Origin of the sequence: Halomonas sp., from assembly GCF_014859505.1 — a bacterium.
Classification (GTDB): Bacteria; Pseudomonadota; Gammaproteobacteria; order Pseudomonadales; family Halomonadaceae; genus Halomonas.
This window is the reverse complement of record NZ_JACUUD010000078.1, coordinates 1-14,100: the sequence shown is the minus strand read 5'-3', so window position 1 is coordinate 14,100 and position 14,100 is coordinate 1. Positions and strand designations below refer to the sequence as shown.

Annotated in this window: 13 protein-coding genes; 3 read left to right on the top strand and 10 right to left on the bottom strand. The window is 67.1% G+C overall.

The features are described from left to right. Positions 1-209 precede the first annotated feature (209 nt). A complete protein-coding gene (locus tag IBX53_RS10950; RefSeq protein WP_290909102.1) occupies positions 210-431 on the bottom strand; it encodes a CPXCG motif-containing cysteine-rich protein in 222 nt (73 codons plus the stop codon). Between the two features lie 206 nt (positions 432-637). Here IBX53_RS10950 and acnA point away from each other — a divergent pair, with 206 nt between their 5' ends. After that, the gene (gene acnA, locus IBX53_RS10945) at positions 638-3,394 is read left to right on the top strand and encodes an aconitate hydratase AcnA (RefSeq protein WP_290909100.1); all 2,757 of its coding nucleotides are present in this window, start codon (positions 638-640) and stop codon (positions 3,392-3,394) included. 119 nt (positions 3,395-3,513) lie between these two features. Here acnA and IBX53_RS10940 read toward each other — a convergent pair whose 3' ends face one another. The 9 genes from IBX53_RS10940 to radC form a co-directional block, all read right to left on the bottom strand. Further along, a complete protein-coding gene (locus IBX53_RS10940; RefSeq protein WP_290909098.1) occupies positions 3,514-5,193 on the bottom strand; it encodes an NAD-dependent malic enzyme in 1,680 nt (559 codons plus the stop codon). A gap of 141 nt (positions 5,194-5,334) precedes the next feature. Next, the gene (locus IBX53_RS10935; protein ID WP_290909096.1) at positions 5,335-6,543 is read right to left on the bottom strand and encodes a YeeE/YedE family protein; all 1,209 of its coding nucleotides are present in this window, start codon (positions 6,541-6,543) and stop codon (positions 5,335-5,337) included. A 214-nt stretch (positions 6,544-6,757) separates the two neighbouring features. Beyond that, the gene (trpS, locus tag IBX53_RS10930) at positions 6,758-7,783 is read right to left on the bottom strand and encodes a tryptophan--tRNA ligase (RefSeq protein WP_290909093.1); all 1,026 of its coding nucleotides are present in this window, start codon (positions 7,781-7,783) and stop codon (positions 6,758-6,760) included. 168 nt (positions 7,784-7,951) lie between these two features. Then, entirely contained in the window at positions 7,952-8,269 is a 318-nt protein-coding gene (locus IBX53_RS10925; protein WP_290909090.1) for a DUF2007 domain-containing protein, read from the bottom strand. A gap of 1 nt (position 8,270) precedes the next feature. Continuing rightward, positions 8,271-9,464: a class I SAM-dependent rRNA methyltransferase gene (locus IBX53_RS10920; protein WP_290909088.1), complete on the bottom strand. Its 1,194-nt coding sequence runs from the start codon at positions 9,462-9,464 to the stop codon at positions 8,271-8,273. Positions 9,465-9,480: 16 nt separating this feature from the next. Beyond that, positions 9,481-10,311 carry a bifunctional DNA-formamidopyrimidine glycosylase/DNA-(apurinic or apyrimidinic site) lyase gene (gene mutM / locus IBX53_RS10915; protein ID WP_290909086.1) on the bottom strand — a complete coding sequence of 277 codons (831 nt, stop codon included), beginning with the start codon at positions 10,309-10,311 and terminating at the stop codon, positions 9,481-9,483. 92 nt (positions 10,312-10,403) lie between these two features. Continuing rightward, positions 10,404-10,559, bottom strand: coding sequence for a 50S ribosomal protein L33 (rpmG, locus tag IBX53_RS10910; RefSeq protein ID WP_290909083.1), 156 nt, complete (start codon positions 10,557-10,559; stop codon positions 10,404-10,406). Between the two features lie 27 nt (positions 10,560-10,586). Next, positions 10,587-10,823, bottom strand: coding sequence for a 50S ribosomal protein L28 (gene rpmB / locus IBX53_RS10905; protein ID WP_213312076.1), 237 nt, complete (start codon positions 10,821-10,823; stop codon positions 10,587-10,589). A 553-nt stretch (positions 10,824-11,376) separates the two neighbouring features. Beyond that, complete coding sequence (gene radC / locus IBX53_RS10900) at positions 11,377-12,051, bottom strand: DNA repair protein RadC (RefSeq protein WP_290909079.1); 675 nt, start codon at positions 12,049-12,051, stop codon at positions 11,377-11,379. 114 nt (positions 12,052-12,165) lie between these two features. On the opposite strand from radC, the gene coaBC reads away from it, so the two are divergent. Both coaBC and dut read left to right on the top strand, forming a co-directional pair. Further along, the gene (gene coaBC / locus IBX53_RS10895) at positions 12,166-13,497 is read left to right on the top strand and encodes a bifunctional phosphopantothenoylcysteine decarboxylase/phosphopantothenate--cysteine ligase CoaBC (protein ID WP_290909076.1); all 1,332 of its coding nucleotides are present in this window, start codon (positions 12,166-12,168) and stop codon (positions 13,495-13,497) included. 28 nt (positions 13,498-13,525) lie between these two features. Next, a complete protein-coding gene (gene dut, locus IBX53_RS10890) occupies positions 13,526-14,005 on the top strand; it encodes a dUTP diphosphatase (protein ID WP_290909073.1) in 480 nt (159 codons plus the stop codon). Positions 14,006-14,100 lie beyond the last annotated feature (95 nt).

Genomic DNA, 14,100 nt, shown 5'->3' with positions numbered 1-14,100 from the left:
TCATGGAAGAAACCTCGTGGCAATATCGTGTGAAAGTGGCGCCATTGTAGCAGCCCGGACGGGCTCCTAGGCTTTGTCCGAAAAGTCGGCGAGCGAAGGACAGACAAGGCAAAAATCAGCGAAAAGACGGAGTTTACGGGGTGTAAATGAGTACTTTGAGCTGATTTTTAACGCCGTATGGTCGAGCGCAGCCAGTTTTCGGGCAGAGCCTAGAGCACCTCGTCGTCGCGCCCCAGCGTCAGGTTGAAGCCAGCCTCGGCGTCGAGATCATCGCCGAAGGCGACCTCGATGCATACCTGGATCGGCGCACAGCAGACGTGGCAGTCCTCCCAGGTGACGTGGCTGCCCTGGGAGGCATCCACCAGCAGGTCAAAGGGGGCATCGCAGTAGGGGCAATGCACCCGACTCGATGCCAGTTGTTCCTCATGCATGGTGCCTCCCGGTGCCGGTCACCCGGCGGTCATGGCAGCGTGCCACCCTGATCACGCTAATCATCCTGTCGAGGTGGATCCGGCATGATCGGTTTTCAAGGCGACACCTCGTTCACGCCGGGCAGCGCTTGAAAATGGCGCCTATCATGACCAAGTCAGATAGACGACCAGGAAGGTTCGTTCACTCTCCGCGAGAGGAGGCATCGATGAGCACCGATTCCCTGCCGGAAACCCTGCAGACCCTCGACGTCGACGGTCGCACCGTCCACTACTACAGCCTCGCCAGGGCCGCCGAGGCGCTGGGCAGCATCGACCGGCTGCCCATGACCCTCAAGATCCTTCTCGAGAACCAGCTGCGCTTCGCCGATGACGAGAGCGTCTCCCGCCAGGACGCCCAGGCGCTGGTCGACTGGCAGCAAGAGGCCCGCTCCGACCGCGAGATCGGCTACCGCCCGGCGCGTGTGCTGATGCAGGACTTCACCGGCGTGCCCGGGGTGGTGGATCTCGCCTCCATGCGCGCCGCCGTCGAGGCGCTGGGGGAGGACCCGGCGCGCATCAACCCGCTCTCCCCGGTGGATCTGGTCATCGACCACTCGGTGATGGTCGACAACTTCGGAAACGCCACCGCCTTCCGGGACAACGTCGCCATCGAGATGGAGCGCAACCACGAGCGCTACGAGTTCCTGCGCTGGGGCCAGCAGGCCTTCGACAACTTCCGAGTGGTGCCGCCGGGCACCGGCATCTGTCACCAGGTCAACCTGGAGTACCTGGGCCAGACGGTCTGGACGAAGGAGGAGGACGGCAGGACCTTCGCCTACCCCGACACCCTGGTGGGCACCGACTCCCACACCACCATGATCAACGGCCTGGGCGTGCTGGGCTGGGGCGTGGGCGGCATCGAGGCCGAGGCCGCCATGCTCGGCCAGCCGGTCTCCATGCTGATTCCCGAGGTGATCGGCTTCAAGCTCACCGGCAAGCTCAAGGAGGGCATTACCGCCACCGACCTGGTGCTGACGGTAACCGAGATGCTGCGCAAGAAAGGCGTGGTCGGCAAGTTCGTGGAGTTCTACGGCGACGGCCTCGACGACCTGCCGCTGGCGGACCGCGCCACCATCGCCAACATGGCCCCCGAGTATGGCGCCACCTGCGGCTTCTTCCCGGTGGACGAGGAGACCCTCAACTACCTGCGGCTGACTGGCCGAGACGACGACCAGGTGGCCCTGGTGGAGGCGTACAGCAAGGCCCAGGGGCTTTGGCGCGAGCCCGGCGCGGAGCCGGTATTCAGCGACACCCTGGGACTCGACATGGGCGAGGTGGTGGCCAGCCTCGCCGGCCCCAAGCGTCCCCAGGACCGCGTGGCCCTCGGCGACATGCGGGCCGCCTTCGAGAAGGTCATGGAGGATGAAGCCAAGGCACCCTCCTCCCCCGAGCGCACGGTGGAAAAGGGCAAGCTGATGTCCGAGGGCGGCCAGACCGCCGTGGGCGTCGAGGAGAGCTACGAACACCACGACAACCAGGACATCGAGCTGGACGGCAGGCAGTTCAAGCTCGACCCGGGCGACGTGGTGATCGCCGCCATCACCTCCTGCACCAACACCTCCAACCCCAGCGTGATGATGGCCGCCGGCCTGGTGGCGCGGAAGGCCCGCGAGAAGGGGCTGGATACCCGGCCCTGGGTGAAGACCTCCCTCGCCCCTGGCTCCAAGGTGGTCACCGACTACCTTGCCGCTGCCGGCTTCAACGAGGACCTCGACGCCCTGGGGTTCCAGCTGGTGGGCTACGGCTGCACCACCTGCATCGGCAACTCCGGCCCGCTGCCGGAGGCGATCGAGAAGGCGATAGAAGCGGGCGACCTCGCCGTGGCCTCGGTACTCTCGGGCAACCGCAACTTCGAGGGCCGCGTGCATCCGCTGGTGAAGACCAACTGGCTCGCCTCGCCGCCGCTGGTGGTGGCCTACGCGCTGGCCGGCAACGTGCGCTGCGACCTGACGAAGGACCCCATCGGCACCGGCAAGGACGGCGAGTCGGTCTATCTCAAGGACATCTGGCCCAGCCAGGCGGAGATCGCCGAGGCGGTAGCCAGGGTCAATACCGGGATGTTCCACAAGGAGTATGCCGAGGTGTTCGAGGGTGACGATGTCTGGCAGGCCATCGAGGTACCCCGGAGCAAGGTCTACCAGTGGTCGAAGGACTCCACCTATATCCAGCACCCGCCCTTCTTCGAGGGCATGGGCCGCGAGCCCGACGCCATCGAGAACGTCGATGACGCCCGGATACTCGCCCTGCTGGGCGACTCTGTGACCACCGACCACATCTCGCCGGCCGGCAGCATCAAGCCGGACAGCCCTGCCGGACGCTACCTGCAGGAGCACGGCGTCAGGCCGGTGGACTTCAACTCCTATGGCTCACGCCGCGGCAACCACGAGATCATGATGCGCGGCACCTTCGCCAACGTGCGCATCAGGAACGAGATGCTCGACGGCGTGGTCGGCGGCGAGACGCGTCACGTGCCCTCGGGCGAGCAGATGGCGATCTATGACGCCGCCATGAAGTACCAGGAAGAGGGTACGCCGCTGGTGGTGATCGCCGGCAAGGAGTACGGCACCGGCTCCAGCCGCGACTGGGCCGCCAAGGGCACCCGCCTGCTCGGCGTCCGCGCGGTGCTGGCCGAATCCTATGAGCGCATCCACCGCTCCAACCTGATCGGCATGGGTGTGGTGCCGCTGCAGTTCCCCGAGGGGGAGAGCCGCCAGACCCTGAGCCTCACCGGTGACGAGAAGATCTCCATCGCGGGGCTTGCCGAGCTCACTCCCGGCGGCAGGGTCAAGGTGACCGTGACGTCCGACAAGGGCGAGCAGACGATCGAGGCGCTCTGCCGCATCGATACCGCCAACGAACTGGAGTACTACCGCCACGGCGGCATCCTCCACTATGTGCTGCGCAAGATGATTGGGGCCGCCTAGGCGGGGCGGCCTAGTAGGCGGCCCCGCCTGATCGCCGAAATAGCCTTGAGCTTCTCCTCGTCAATCAGAATAGCCCCGCCGGTTACCCGGCGGGGCCATTATCGTAGCGGTGTCGCGACTCAGAACGACCGACGGCGATAGAGGCGATACTCCGGCGTCCAGCAACTGCGCTCGATGGCGGCGCGCAGCTTGATCCCGTTGGTCTTCAGCGCCATGCCCTCCCCCTGGGCCTGGGCGGCCACGTCGAAGGCGATGGACTTGGAGAGCTCGCGGATCTTGGCAAGCGGCGGCAGCAGCGCTCCCTCCCCCTCCTTCACGATGGGGGCCTCCCGGGCCAGCGCCCGGGAGGCCGCCATCAGCATGTCATCGGTCACCCGTTTCGCCCCGGCTGCCACCACGCCCAGCCCGATGCCGGGGAAGATATAGGCGTTATTGCACTGGGCGATGGGATAGGTCTGCCCACCGTACGACACCGGCGGGAAGGGGCTGCCGGTGGCCACCAGGGCAGCGCCCTCGGTCCAGCGGATCACATCCTCGGGCAGCGCCTCGGCCTGGGAGGTGGGGTTGGAGAGAGGCATGATCACCGGTGTCTCGCAGCCGGCGTGCATGGTACGCACCACCTCCTCGGTGAAGATGCCGGGACGACCGCAGACGCCGATCAGCACCGTGGGCCTGATGCGGCGGATCGTCTCCACCAGCTCCTGGCCCTGCCAGCCCTCGGTGAGGGCCGGGTCGTGGGCCAGGCGCTTCTGGAAGTCGCGCAGCCAGGTCTGCTCCGCGGTGACCAGCCCCTCGCGGTCCACCATGAAGACCCTCGCTCGGGCCTCCTTCTCGGTGAGCCCCTCGGCCTGCATGGCCACCACCACCTGCTCGGCGATGCCGCAGCCGGCAGAGCCGGCACCCACGAACATCACCCGCTGCTGGCCGATGCCCTCGTCGCGCGCCTCGCAGGCGGCCATCAGGGTGCCCACCACCACCGAGGCGGTGCCCTGCACGTCATCGTTGAAGCAGCACAGCTCATCGCGATAGCGCTCGAGCAGCGGCATGGCATTGGCCTGGGCGAAGTCCTCGAACTGGAGCAGCACATTGGGCCAGCGGCGCTTGACGGCGTCGATGAACTGATCGACGAAGGCGTCGTACTCCTCCTGGGGAATGCGCGGGTGGCGCCAGCCCATGTACATGGGGTCGTCGAGCAGCGCCGGGTTGTTGGTGCCCACGTCGAGCATGATCGGCTGGGTGTAGGCAGGGCTGATGCCGCCACAGGCGGTATAGAGCGCCAGCTTGCCGATGGGGATGCCCATGCCGCCGATGCCCTGATCGCCCAGGCCGAGGATGCGCTCACCGTCGGTGACCACGATCACCTTGACGCGGTCCTTGGTGGAGCTGCGCAGGATGTCATCCATGCGATCACGATCGGGGTAGGCGATGAAGAGCCCGCGGTGATTGCGGTAGATATTGGAGAACTCCTGGCACGCCTTGCCCACCGTGGGCGTATAGATGATCGGCAGCATCTCCTCGAGGTGCTCCGAGACCAGGCGGAAATAGAGGGTCTCGTTGTCGTCCTGGATGGCACGCAGGTAGATGTGCTTGTCCAGGTCGTTCTGGCACTGGCGATACTGGCGGTAGGCCCGTTCCACCTGCTCCTCGATGGACTCCACGCACTGGGGCAGCAGGCCGATCAGGTTGAATTCAATGCGCTCCTCCTGACTGAAGGCGCTGCCCTTGTTGAGCAGCGGCATCTCCAGCAGCGGAGGGCCGGCATAGGGAATATAGAGGGGACGCTTGGTTTCGATGGTCATCTCTGATCTCGATACGGTGACTGGAACGAGCCGTTGACGCTCTGGCGGCGCCTTTCAACACTCTATCACGCTCGATACGACCGCGCCCCGGCCGTGGCCGGGGCGCGAGATCACGCGTAGATCACCCTTCGCTGACGCGGTTCAGCAGCCCTTCGCCGTAGACAGGCGGCCGGCCTCGCCCGCGAAGAAGAAGGGGCGCAGCTTTATCCCGAGCATGTTGCCGGCGAAGGCCGCCACCAGCCAGACCCAGCCATGCAGGCTGCCGGAGGCAATGCCGCCGAAGTAGGCCCCGATGTTGCAGCCGAAGGCCAGACGCGCCCCATAGCCAAGCATGATGCCGCCGATCACCGCCGCCAGCACCGAGCGCGCTGGAATGCGGAAGTTGGGGGCGAACTTGCCGGCCAGCGACGCCGCCACCAGGGCACCGACCATGATGCCGACGTTCATCACCGTGGTGATGTCGCTCCATACGCTGGCCTGCAGGGCGGAGGCATTCCAGCTCGCCTGCCAGTAGCCCCACTGGCTGACGTCTCCACCCATCGCCTCGAAGCCCTTGGCCCCCCACAGGGCGAAGGCGGAGGTGATGCCCCAGGGGCGGCCGGCCAGGGCCAGGGTGGCAAAGTTGAGCAGCGCCAGGGCCACGGCACCGAACAGCAGCGGCCAGGGGCCGGTCAGCCAGCGAAGGTTGCCGGCATCGATCACCGGCGCCTGCTCCAGCCGGCCGTGGCGGCGCTTCTCCATCACCACCGTGAAGGCGGCGATGGCGGCAAACAGCACCAGGCTCACGACGATGCCGCCACCGGCGCCGAACTCGTTGACCAGCGATACCGGCTGGAAGGCGGGCAGGCTCTGCCACCAGCTGAAGTGGGCGGTACCGATCAACGAGCCGACGATGAAGAACAGCAGGGTGATCAGCATTCGGGCGTTGCCACCGCCGGCGGTGAACAGGGTGCCGGAGGCGCAGCCGCCGCCGAGCTGCATGCCGATACCGAACAGGAAGGCGCCGAACACTAGCGAGACGCCAACCGGTGCCACATAGCCGTACACCGGACTGCCGAACAGGGAACCCGCGCCCAGGGCCGGGAAGAACAGCAGCACGGCGATGGCGAGCATCACCATCTGGGCACGCAGGCCGCGGCCGCGGCGCTCGGTGATGAACACCCGCCAGGCGGCGGTGAAGCCGAAGGCGGCATGGTAGAGCACCATGCCCAGCAGGCCACCCACCACCATCAGTGCACCGATACGCGCACCGAAGGCCGCTCCCACGGCCAGGGCACCCAGCAGCAGAGCGCCGGCGGCCACCGCGGGCACGGAAAGTCGGGAACGTTGCGTCAGGGTGAGTTCACTCATGGTGGGCTCTCTCGGTAACAACAGGACGGGCGGACCGCGCCAATAGATGAAAGCATGCTAATCGCCCACACAAAGAACGTAAAAGAATTTAAACGAAAATATTAATATCAAAAGCGAATATCCCAGGAGGCACTATCCTCTCGATAGATTCAGGCCATGGACCCGAAACGGCGAAAGGGGCCAAAGGCCCCTTTCGCGACAGGCAGTCAGGCGGTCAGACGAAGCGTCCCAGGCCCGCCGCCTGGCGCAGGCGGTCCATGAAGGGAGCCGCCTCGGCGCGGGCGCGTTCGGCACCCTTCTTCAGCACCGCCTCGATATGGCCGGGGTCCTCCAGCAGCGCCTGGTAGCGCTCGCGGGGCTCGCGCAGCTGCTCGTTGAGGGTCTCGAAGAGACGGTTCTTGGCCTCGCCCCAGCCGATGCCGTTCTCGTACTCGGTGCGCATGGCGGCGGTCGCCTCCGGAGTGGAGAAGGCCGAGTAGATCTGGAACAGGGTGCAGGTCTCGGGGTCCTTGGGCTCGCCGGGCTCCAGGGAGTTGGTCTTGATCTTGCGCACCAGCTTCAGCAGCTTCTTCTCGGGCGTGAACAGCGGGATGGTGTTGTTGTAGCTCTTGGACATCTTGCGGCCGTCCAGGCCGCCCAGCACCGCCACGTTGTCGTCGACCACCGCCTCGGGCTGGGTGAAGTAGTCGCCCTTGTAGAGGTGGTTGAAGCGCCCGGCGATATCGCGGGCCATCTCGATGTGCTGGATCTGGTCGCGCCCCACCGGCACCTTGTTGGCATTGAACATCAAGATGTCGGCGGCCATCAGCACCGGGTAGCCGAACAGCCCCATGGTGATGCCCTTGTCGGGGTCCTGGTTGTCGGCGGCCTCGTTCTCCGCCACCGCCGCCTTGTAAGCGTGGGCCCGATTCATCAGCCCCTTGGCGCAGACGCAGGAGAGCATCCAGGTCAGCTCGGGAATCTCGGGGATGTCGGACTGCTGATAGAAGATGGCGTTGTCGGTGTCCAGCCCCAGCGCCAGCCAGGTGGCGGCGATCTCCAGGCGCGACGCCTGCACCCGGCGCGGATCCTGACACTTGATCAGCGCATGCAGGTCGGCCAGGAAGTAGTAGGACTGCACGTTCGGGTCCTGACTCGCCTCGATGGCAGGCTTGATGGCGCCGACATAGTTGCCCAGGTGAGGGGTGCCGGTGGTGGTGATGCCGGTGAGAACGCGGGTCTTCTCGGAAGCTGCACTCATGGGGTAGACGGACTCTGCTGTTCGGAAATGCCGGCTATGGTAACGCGCGCCCCCCCACATGGCGACCGAGCCTCACCGTCTCGGGACACCAGTGAGCCTGGCCGGCATGGACGGGGCCGGTCGGGCCCCGGCGTGCCGGGCTATCGACGAGGCGCCTACCATGGCATTTCAGGGGCGATGCGTGCCGCAGTGCCAGCAGGCGTCGAAGACGCCCTCCTGGGGCTCGCCGCAGCCGGGGCAGCGCCAGGCCGGCGCCTCGCTCTCCCCGGCCAGGGCCTGGCGGATCAGCGTCTCGGCGCGCTCGCGGTTGTGGGGCTTCACCCACACCTCGGGCTCGCACTCTCCCAGCGGCAACTCGCCGGCGCCGCCGCCCAGGGTCATGTTGCGCAGCTGGGCGGGGATGCCCGCGGCCTCCAGCAGGTTGCTGACATGGCTGACCAGCAGCGCATTGGAGTGGGCGAAGACGCGCACCGAATCGACGCTCATGTCAGTCCCGAAAGACGCGCACGCCCAGGGCCTTGAGGTAGCTGGTTTCCGGGATCGCCGGGTGCACCGGATGGTCCGGCCCCTGGTGGCCCTGGAAGATGACCTGGCCATGCCGGTCCTGGTGGCGCACCGCGCCGCGCACCACATCCACCAGCCGCTCCGGCGCCAGGTGCATGGAGCAGGACGCCGACAGCAGCAGGCCATCGCGGCCCAGCAGCCGAATCGCATCCCGGTTGAGCTTGCCGTAGGCGCGCTCGCCAACGGGGATATCCTTGCGTTTCTTGATGAAGGCCGGCGGGTCGAGGATCACCACGTCGAACTCCTCGCCGTCGGCCTTGAGGGCCGCCAGGGCCTCGAAGGCGTCGCCCTCGCCCACCGATACCTGCTCGTGCAGGCCATTGAGGGCGGCGTTCTCGGCGACGCGCTCCAGGGCCGCCGCGGAGGAATCCACGCAGAGCACCTCGCTGGCGCCGCTGGCCGCGGCCTGCACGCCCCAGCCGCCCACGTAGCTGAACAGGTCCAGCACCCGCTTGCCGGCGACGAACTGGTTGAGCCAGGCGCGGTTGACGCGATGGTCATAGAACCAGCCGGTCTTCTGGCCATCGAGCACCGGGGCGGTGAAGCGCACGCCGTTCTCCTCCAGCATCACCGGCTCACTGACCTCGCCCTTGATCACCTCCACGCCGAGCTCGAGCCCCTCCTGGCGACGGCCGCTGGTATCGTTGCGCAGCACCACCATGGTCGGCGCGAGCACCTTGTCCAGGGCGTCGAGGAGCTCGGGCAACACCGCCTGCATGCCGGCGGTGTTGAGCTGCACCACCAGGGTGTCGCCGAAGCGATCGATCACCAGGCCCGGCAGCAGGTCGCCCTCGCCGTGCACCAGGCGATAGTAGGGCGCGGCGAACAGGCGCTGGCGCAGCGCCAGGGCCTGGTTGAGGCGATGCACCAGCAGCGAGCGGTCGAGCCCCTGCTTCGGGTCCCGGGAGACCAGCCGCGCGCAGATCAGCGAGTTCGGATTGACATAGGCCACTCCCAGCGCCTTGCCGTTGGCGGCCTCCACCACCACCTGCTGCCCGGGTTCGAGGCCCTTGAGCGGGGTGGCATCGGTGTCGATCTCGTTGGAATAGAGCCACAGGTGGCCGGCCTTGAGGCGGCGGTCGGCGTGCTTCTTCAGACGCAGGGAGGACAGGGTCATGGAAATCTCTCGAGAATCAGGTCTGGCAGAAGGGACAGTAGACGCTGGCCCGCTGCCCGAGGGTGACGAGGCGCAGCTCGGTGCCGCAGCGCCGGCAGGGCTGGCCGTGGCGGCCGTAGACGTTGAGGCGCTGCTTGAAGTAGCCCGGCTCGCCGGTGCCGCCGACGAAGTCACGCAGGGTAGTACCGCCCTGGGTGATGGCGGCGGCCAGCACCTCCCGGGCGGCGGCGGCCAGGCGATCGAAACGCTCTCGACTGATGCGCCCGGCGGCGCGGCGCGGATCGATGCCGGCAAGGAACAGCGCCTCGGCGGCGTAGATGTTGCCAACCCCCACCACCACGGCGTTGTCCATCAGGAAGGGTTTCACCGCCACGCGCCGCCCCCGGGAGAGCGAAAACAGCCGCTCACCGTCGAAGGCCTCCGACAGCGGCTCCGGCCCCAGGCGTGCCAGGCGAGGGTCCCGCTCCAAGCTGCCGGCGAGCCAGTCGACGAAGCCGAAGCGACGCGGGTCGTGATAGCGCAGGATGGCGCCATCCTCGAGCACCAGGTCGATGTGATCATGCTTCTTCGGAAGTTCGCCGAGCCGAACGATGCGCAGGCTGCCGGACATGCCCAGGTGCCAGAGCAGAGTGCCACCGGCGGAGTCGCCGCCGGAAAGCGGTACGAGCAGATACTTGGCGCGACGGGAAAGCTCGCCGATGCGCGCCCCCACCAGCCGCTCGGCCAGATCCGCCGGCACCGGCACCCGCAGGCGCGGCTGTCGCACGATGACCTCGCTGATCTCGCGTCCCTCCACGTGGGGGGCGATGCCACGGCGGGTGGTCTCGACTTCAGGCAGTTCGGGCATCGGCGCTCTCGCTAGAAACGCCTGAACCCGGCTGATCACTCAGCCGGGTTCAGGCAGACAGGCTGGAACACCTGCGGAAGAAGACCAAGGGCTTACTTGATCTTGGATTCCTTGTACATCACGTGCTTGCGAACAACCGGGTCAAACTTCTTGAATTCGAGCTTGTCCGGGGTGTTCCGCTTGTTCTTGTCGGTGGTGTAGAAGTGGCCGGTACCGGCACTGGACACCAGCTTGATCTTGTCGCGCATGACTGCTGCTCCCTGAATGGATATCGCTTAGACGGCTTCGCCGCGCTTGCGGATGTCGCCGAGCACCGCTTCGATGCCCTTCTTGTCGATGATGCGCATGCCCTTGGAAGAGACGCGCAGCTTGACGAAGCGGTTCTCTGACTCCACCCAGAAACGGTGAGAGTGCAGGTTCGGCAGGAACCGGCGGCGGGTCTTGCGCTGGGAGTGTGAAACGTTGTTACCAGTCACCGGGCGCTTGCCGGTAACCTGACATACTTTTGACATTGGAGCCTCCAACCGCTGGGCCAGGTGTTCGACGCCTGATGCGCGAACCCTGAGTGTTCAAAACCTGTCGGGCAAACCGGGAGATCCCGTGAAATTTGACCCAAGGGAATTCAAAGGCTGCACTTTATACCAGAGACCGCCGCGCCGGGCAAGCGCGCAGCGCAGATCCAGCAGGACATAAGGTGGCGCCGCAACGGGGCGTGGCGCACCTGGCCAACCGATGACGGAGAGCATGCTTGCGACCCTGAATCCCGGACGCCAGGCCGACGTCAAACCCGGGAACCGAGCGCAGCCGGGCGCGTAGTTTATCAAAGTGCCCCAAGAAGCGCTAGCGAGGCGCCTGGCAAAGCAGGGCTATCGCAGATGGAGGTAGCGCTCGAAGCTGTTCCGGCGACAGGTCTTCGGGGAGGCGCTGTGAACCCCTCCCTGGGCGCTACCGATGCCATCCCTGGCATAGGACCTCCCCTTCGACCTGTCCCCGGCGCCTCTCGCTTCGGGTAACAGCGATTGCCCTGCCTGGCAAGGCGCCATAGCCACCGGCTGAAACCCGGGGCTACAGCCACCCCCGCTCGGCAAAGGAGACCACCTCGCCATCCCCCACCACGAAGTGGTCCAGCACGCGGATCTCGAAGAGCCCGAGCGCCTCGCGCAGCCGATCGGTGATGCGCCGGTCCGCATCGGAGGGCTCGGCAATGCCGGAGGGGTGGTTATGGGCAAAGATCACGGCCCCGGCGCCCAGCTCCAGGGCGCGACGGGCCACCTCGCGGGGATAGACCGAGGCGCTGTCCAGGGTGCCGCGAAACAGCGACTCATAGCGGATGACCCGGTGCTGGCTGTCGAGGAAGAGCGCGGCGAACTCCTCGTGCCCCAGATGGCGCAGCTGGCTGGAAAGATAGGCGCGCACCAGGGTCGGCGAGGTGAGTGCCTCGCCCCGTGCCAGCTGGCTGGCCAGGTGGCGCCGCGACAGCTCCAGCGTGGCCTGCAGCTGCACATACTTGGCACTGCCCATGCCCCGGGCGGCGCAGAAGCGCTCGCGATCCGCCTCCAGCAGCTGGCGCAGGCCGCCGAACTCCAGCAGCAGGTCCCGGGCCAGGTCCACCGCCGAGCGCCCCTGCACGCCCACCCGCAGAAAGATCGCCAGCAGCTCGGCGTCCGACAGCGTCTCCGACCCCAGCGCCAGCAGCTTTTCCCGGGGGCGCTCGCCCTCCGGCCAGTCCCTGATCGACATCGTCGCCTCCCTGCCCTGCCCGTTTGCACCTCAGTGTAGCCACTCCCTCGTCTACGCAAGGTTCGGCGCGGGTGGTAAGGTAGATGGCTCACAACAGCGCCCTGGAACAAGCCCATGTCATCGCCTTCAGGACTCCGGACTCCTGGCACGAGAGTGCTGCTCGGCATCAGCGCCGGGATCGCCGCCTACAAGAGCGCCGTGCTCGCCCGGCTGCTCAAGCAGGCCGGCTGCGAAGTGCGCGTCGTCATGACCGATGGCGCGCAGGCCTTCATTACCCCGCTGACCCTGCAGGCACTGACCGGCGAGCCGGTGCGCACCTCGCTGCTCGACCCCGAAGCCGAGGCCGGCATGGGCCACATCGAGCTGGCCCGCTGGGCCGACACCATCCTGATCGCCCCCGCCACCGCCGACCTCATGGCACGCCTGGCCGCCGGCATGGCCGACGACCTGCTCACCACCCTGTGCCTGGCCAGCGAGGCCGAAAAGGTGATGGCCCCGGCCATGAACCAGGCCATGTGGCGTCATCCGGCAACACAGCGCAATGCCGCCAGGCTCGCCGAGGACGGCTGGCGGCTGCTGGGGCCCGCCAGCGGCGAGCAGGCCTGCGGCGATGTCGGCCCGGGTCGCATGCTGGAGCCCGAGGCAATCCTTGATGCGCTGCTGCACAAGGCGCCCGAAGACACGCCGGCTCCTGTCACGGCGCCCGACGAGGCGCCGGCGGCCTCCCGGGAGGCCACCGGCCTGACCGTGACCATCACCGCTGGCCCCACCCGGGAACCGCTGGACCCGGTGCGCTACCTCTCCAACCACAGCTCCGGCAAGATGGGCTACGCCCTGGCCGAGGCCGCGGCGACACTGGGAGCGACGGTGCGCCTGATCAGCGGTCCGGTCAGCCTGCCCTGCCCCGAGGGCGTGGAGCGTCTCGAGGTGGAGACGGCGCTGGAGATGCATGAGGCCGCGAGGCGACTGGCGCCAGCCAGTGATCTCTTCATCGGCTGCGCCGCGGTGGCCGACTACCGCGCCGAGCGCGCCGCCGAGCACAAGATCAAGAAGGTCGAGGGCGAGGAGGGACTGACCCTGCGGCTGGTCAAGAACCCCGACATCATCGCCGCCGTCGCCGCCGAGCGCACCGCAGGGACGGGCCACCCTTTCGTGGTGGGCTTCGCCGCGGAGACCCGCGACCTCGAGGCCTATGCCCGCGACAAGCTCGCCCGCAAGGGGCTCGACATGATCGTTGCCAATGACGTCTCGTGCCCCGGGCTCGGCTTCGGTGCCGACGACAATGCGGCCCTGGTGCTGTGGCGGAAGGCGGTCGGGCAGGACGGCGCGTCGCCGGAAGGCGACGGTATCGACCAGGAAATGCTCGCCCCCCAGGCCAAGTCTCGACTCGCCATGGCGGTGATCCGCCACGCCCTGGTCTGCCTGCAGGCTCGCCGACATCCCTGACCCCGACTCACCACCCTGGAAGCCCTCGATGTCCGATACTCCCCGACCTGGCCTCGCCAGGCCCCGCCTGGCCGTGAAGCTTCTCGACGAGCGCCTGCGCGACCATATGCCCCGCTACGCCACCGAGGGCTCCGCCGGCATGGACCTGCGCGCCCTGCTCGAGGCGCCGCTGACGCTGGCGCCCGGCGAGTGCGAGCTGGTGCGCACCGGACTCGCCATCCATATCGCCGACCCCAGCCTTGCCGGCATGATCCTGCCCCGCTCCGGCCTCGGCCACAAGCACGGCATCGTGCTCGGCAACCTGGTCGGCCTGATCGACTCCGACTACCAGGGCGAGCTGATGATTTCGGTGTGGAACCGTGGCCAGACGCACTTCACTCTCCAGCCCTTCGAACGACTGGCACAGTATGTGCTTGTTCCCGTGGTGCAGGCCGAGCTGCAGGTCGTCGAGGACTTCGCCGCCAGTTCCCGGGGCGAGGACGGCTTCGGCAGCTCCGGTCGCCACTGACACCCGGCCCGCCCATGCCGCTCACAGGACACACAGGAAACACAGGACAAGGACACCCATGACAGCCGAGACCCAGACCGTTCCCGCCTCCATCT

What these genes read in the sequence shown, in the direction of transcription:
- IBX53_RS10950 (WP_290909102.1), bottom strand. Translation starts at nt 431, where the DNA reads ATGCATGAGGAACAACTGGCATCGAGTCGGGTGCATTGCCCCTACTGC.
- acnA (WP_290909100.1), top strand. Translation starts at nt 638, where the DNA reads ATGAGCACCGATTCCCTGCCGGAAACCCTGCAGACCCTCGACGTCGAC.
- IBX53_RS10940 (WP_290909098.1), bottom strand. Translation starts at nt 5,193, where the DNA reads ATGACCATCGAAACCAAGCGTCCCCTCTATATTCCCTATGCCGGCCCT.
- IBX53_RS10935 (WP_290909096.1), bottom strand. Translation starts at nt 6,543, where the DNA reads ATGAGTGAACTCACCCTGACGCAACGTTCCCGACTTTCCGTGCCCGCG.
- trpS (WP_290909093.1), bottom strand. Translation starts at nt 7,783, where the DNA reads ATGAGTGCAGCTTCCGAGAAGACCCGCGTTCTCACCGGCATCACCACC.
- IBX53_RS10925 (WP_290909090.1), bottom strand. Translation starts at nt 8,269, where the DNA reads ATGAGCGTCGATTCGGTGCGCGTCTTCGCCCACTCCAATGCGCTGCTG.
- IBX53_RS10920 (WP_290909088.1), bottom strand. Translation starts at nt 9,464, where the DNA reads ATGACCCTGTCCTCCCTGCGTCTGAAGAAGCACGCCGACCGCCGCCTC.
- mutM (WP_290909086.1), bottom strand. Translation starts at nt 10,311, where the DNA reads ATGCCCGAACTGCCTGAAGTCGAGACCACCCGCCGTGGCATCGCCCCC.
- rpmG (WP_290909083.1), bottom strand. Translation starts at nt 10,559, where the DNA reads ATGCGCGACAAGATCAAGCTGGTGTCCAGTGCCGGTACCGGCCACTTC.
- rpmB (WP_213312076.1), bottom strand. Translation starts at nt 10,823, where the DNA reads ATGTCAAAAGTATGTCAGGTTACCGGCAAGCGCCCGGTGACTGGTAAC.
- radC (WP_290909079.1), bottom strand. Translation starts at nt 12,051, where the DNA reads ATGTCGATCAGGGACTGGCCGGAGGGCGAGCGCCCCCGGGAAAAGCTG.
- coaBC (WP_290909076.1), top strand. Translation starts at nt 12,166, where the DNA reads ATGTCATCGCCTTCAGGACTCCGGACTCCTGGCACGAGAGTGCTGCTC.
- dut (WP_290909073.1), top strand. Translation starts at nt 13,526, where the DNA reads ATGTCCGATACTCCCCGACCTGGCCTCGCCAGGCCCCGCCTGGCCGTG.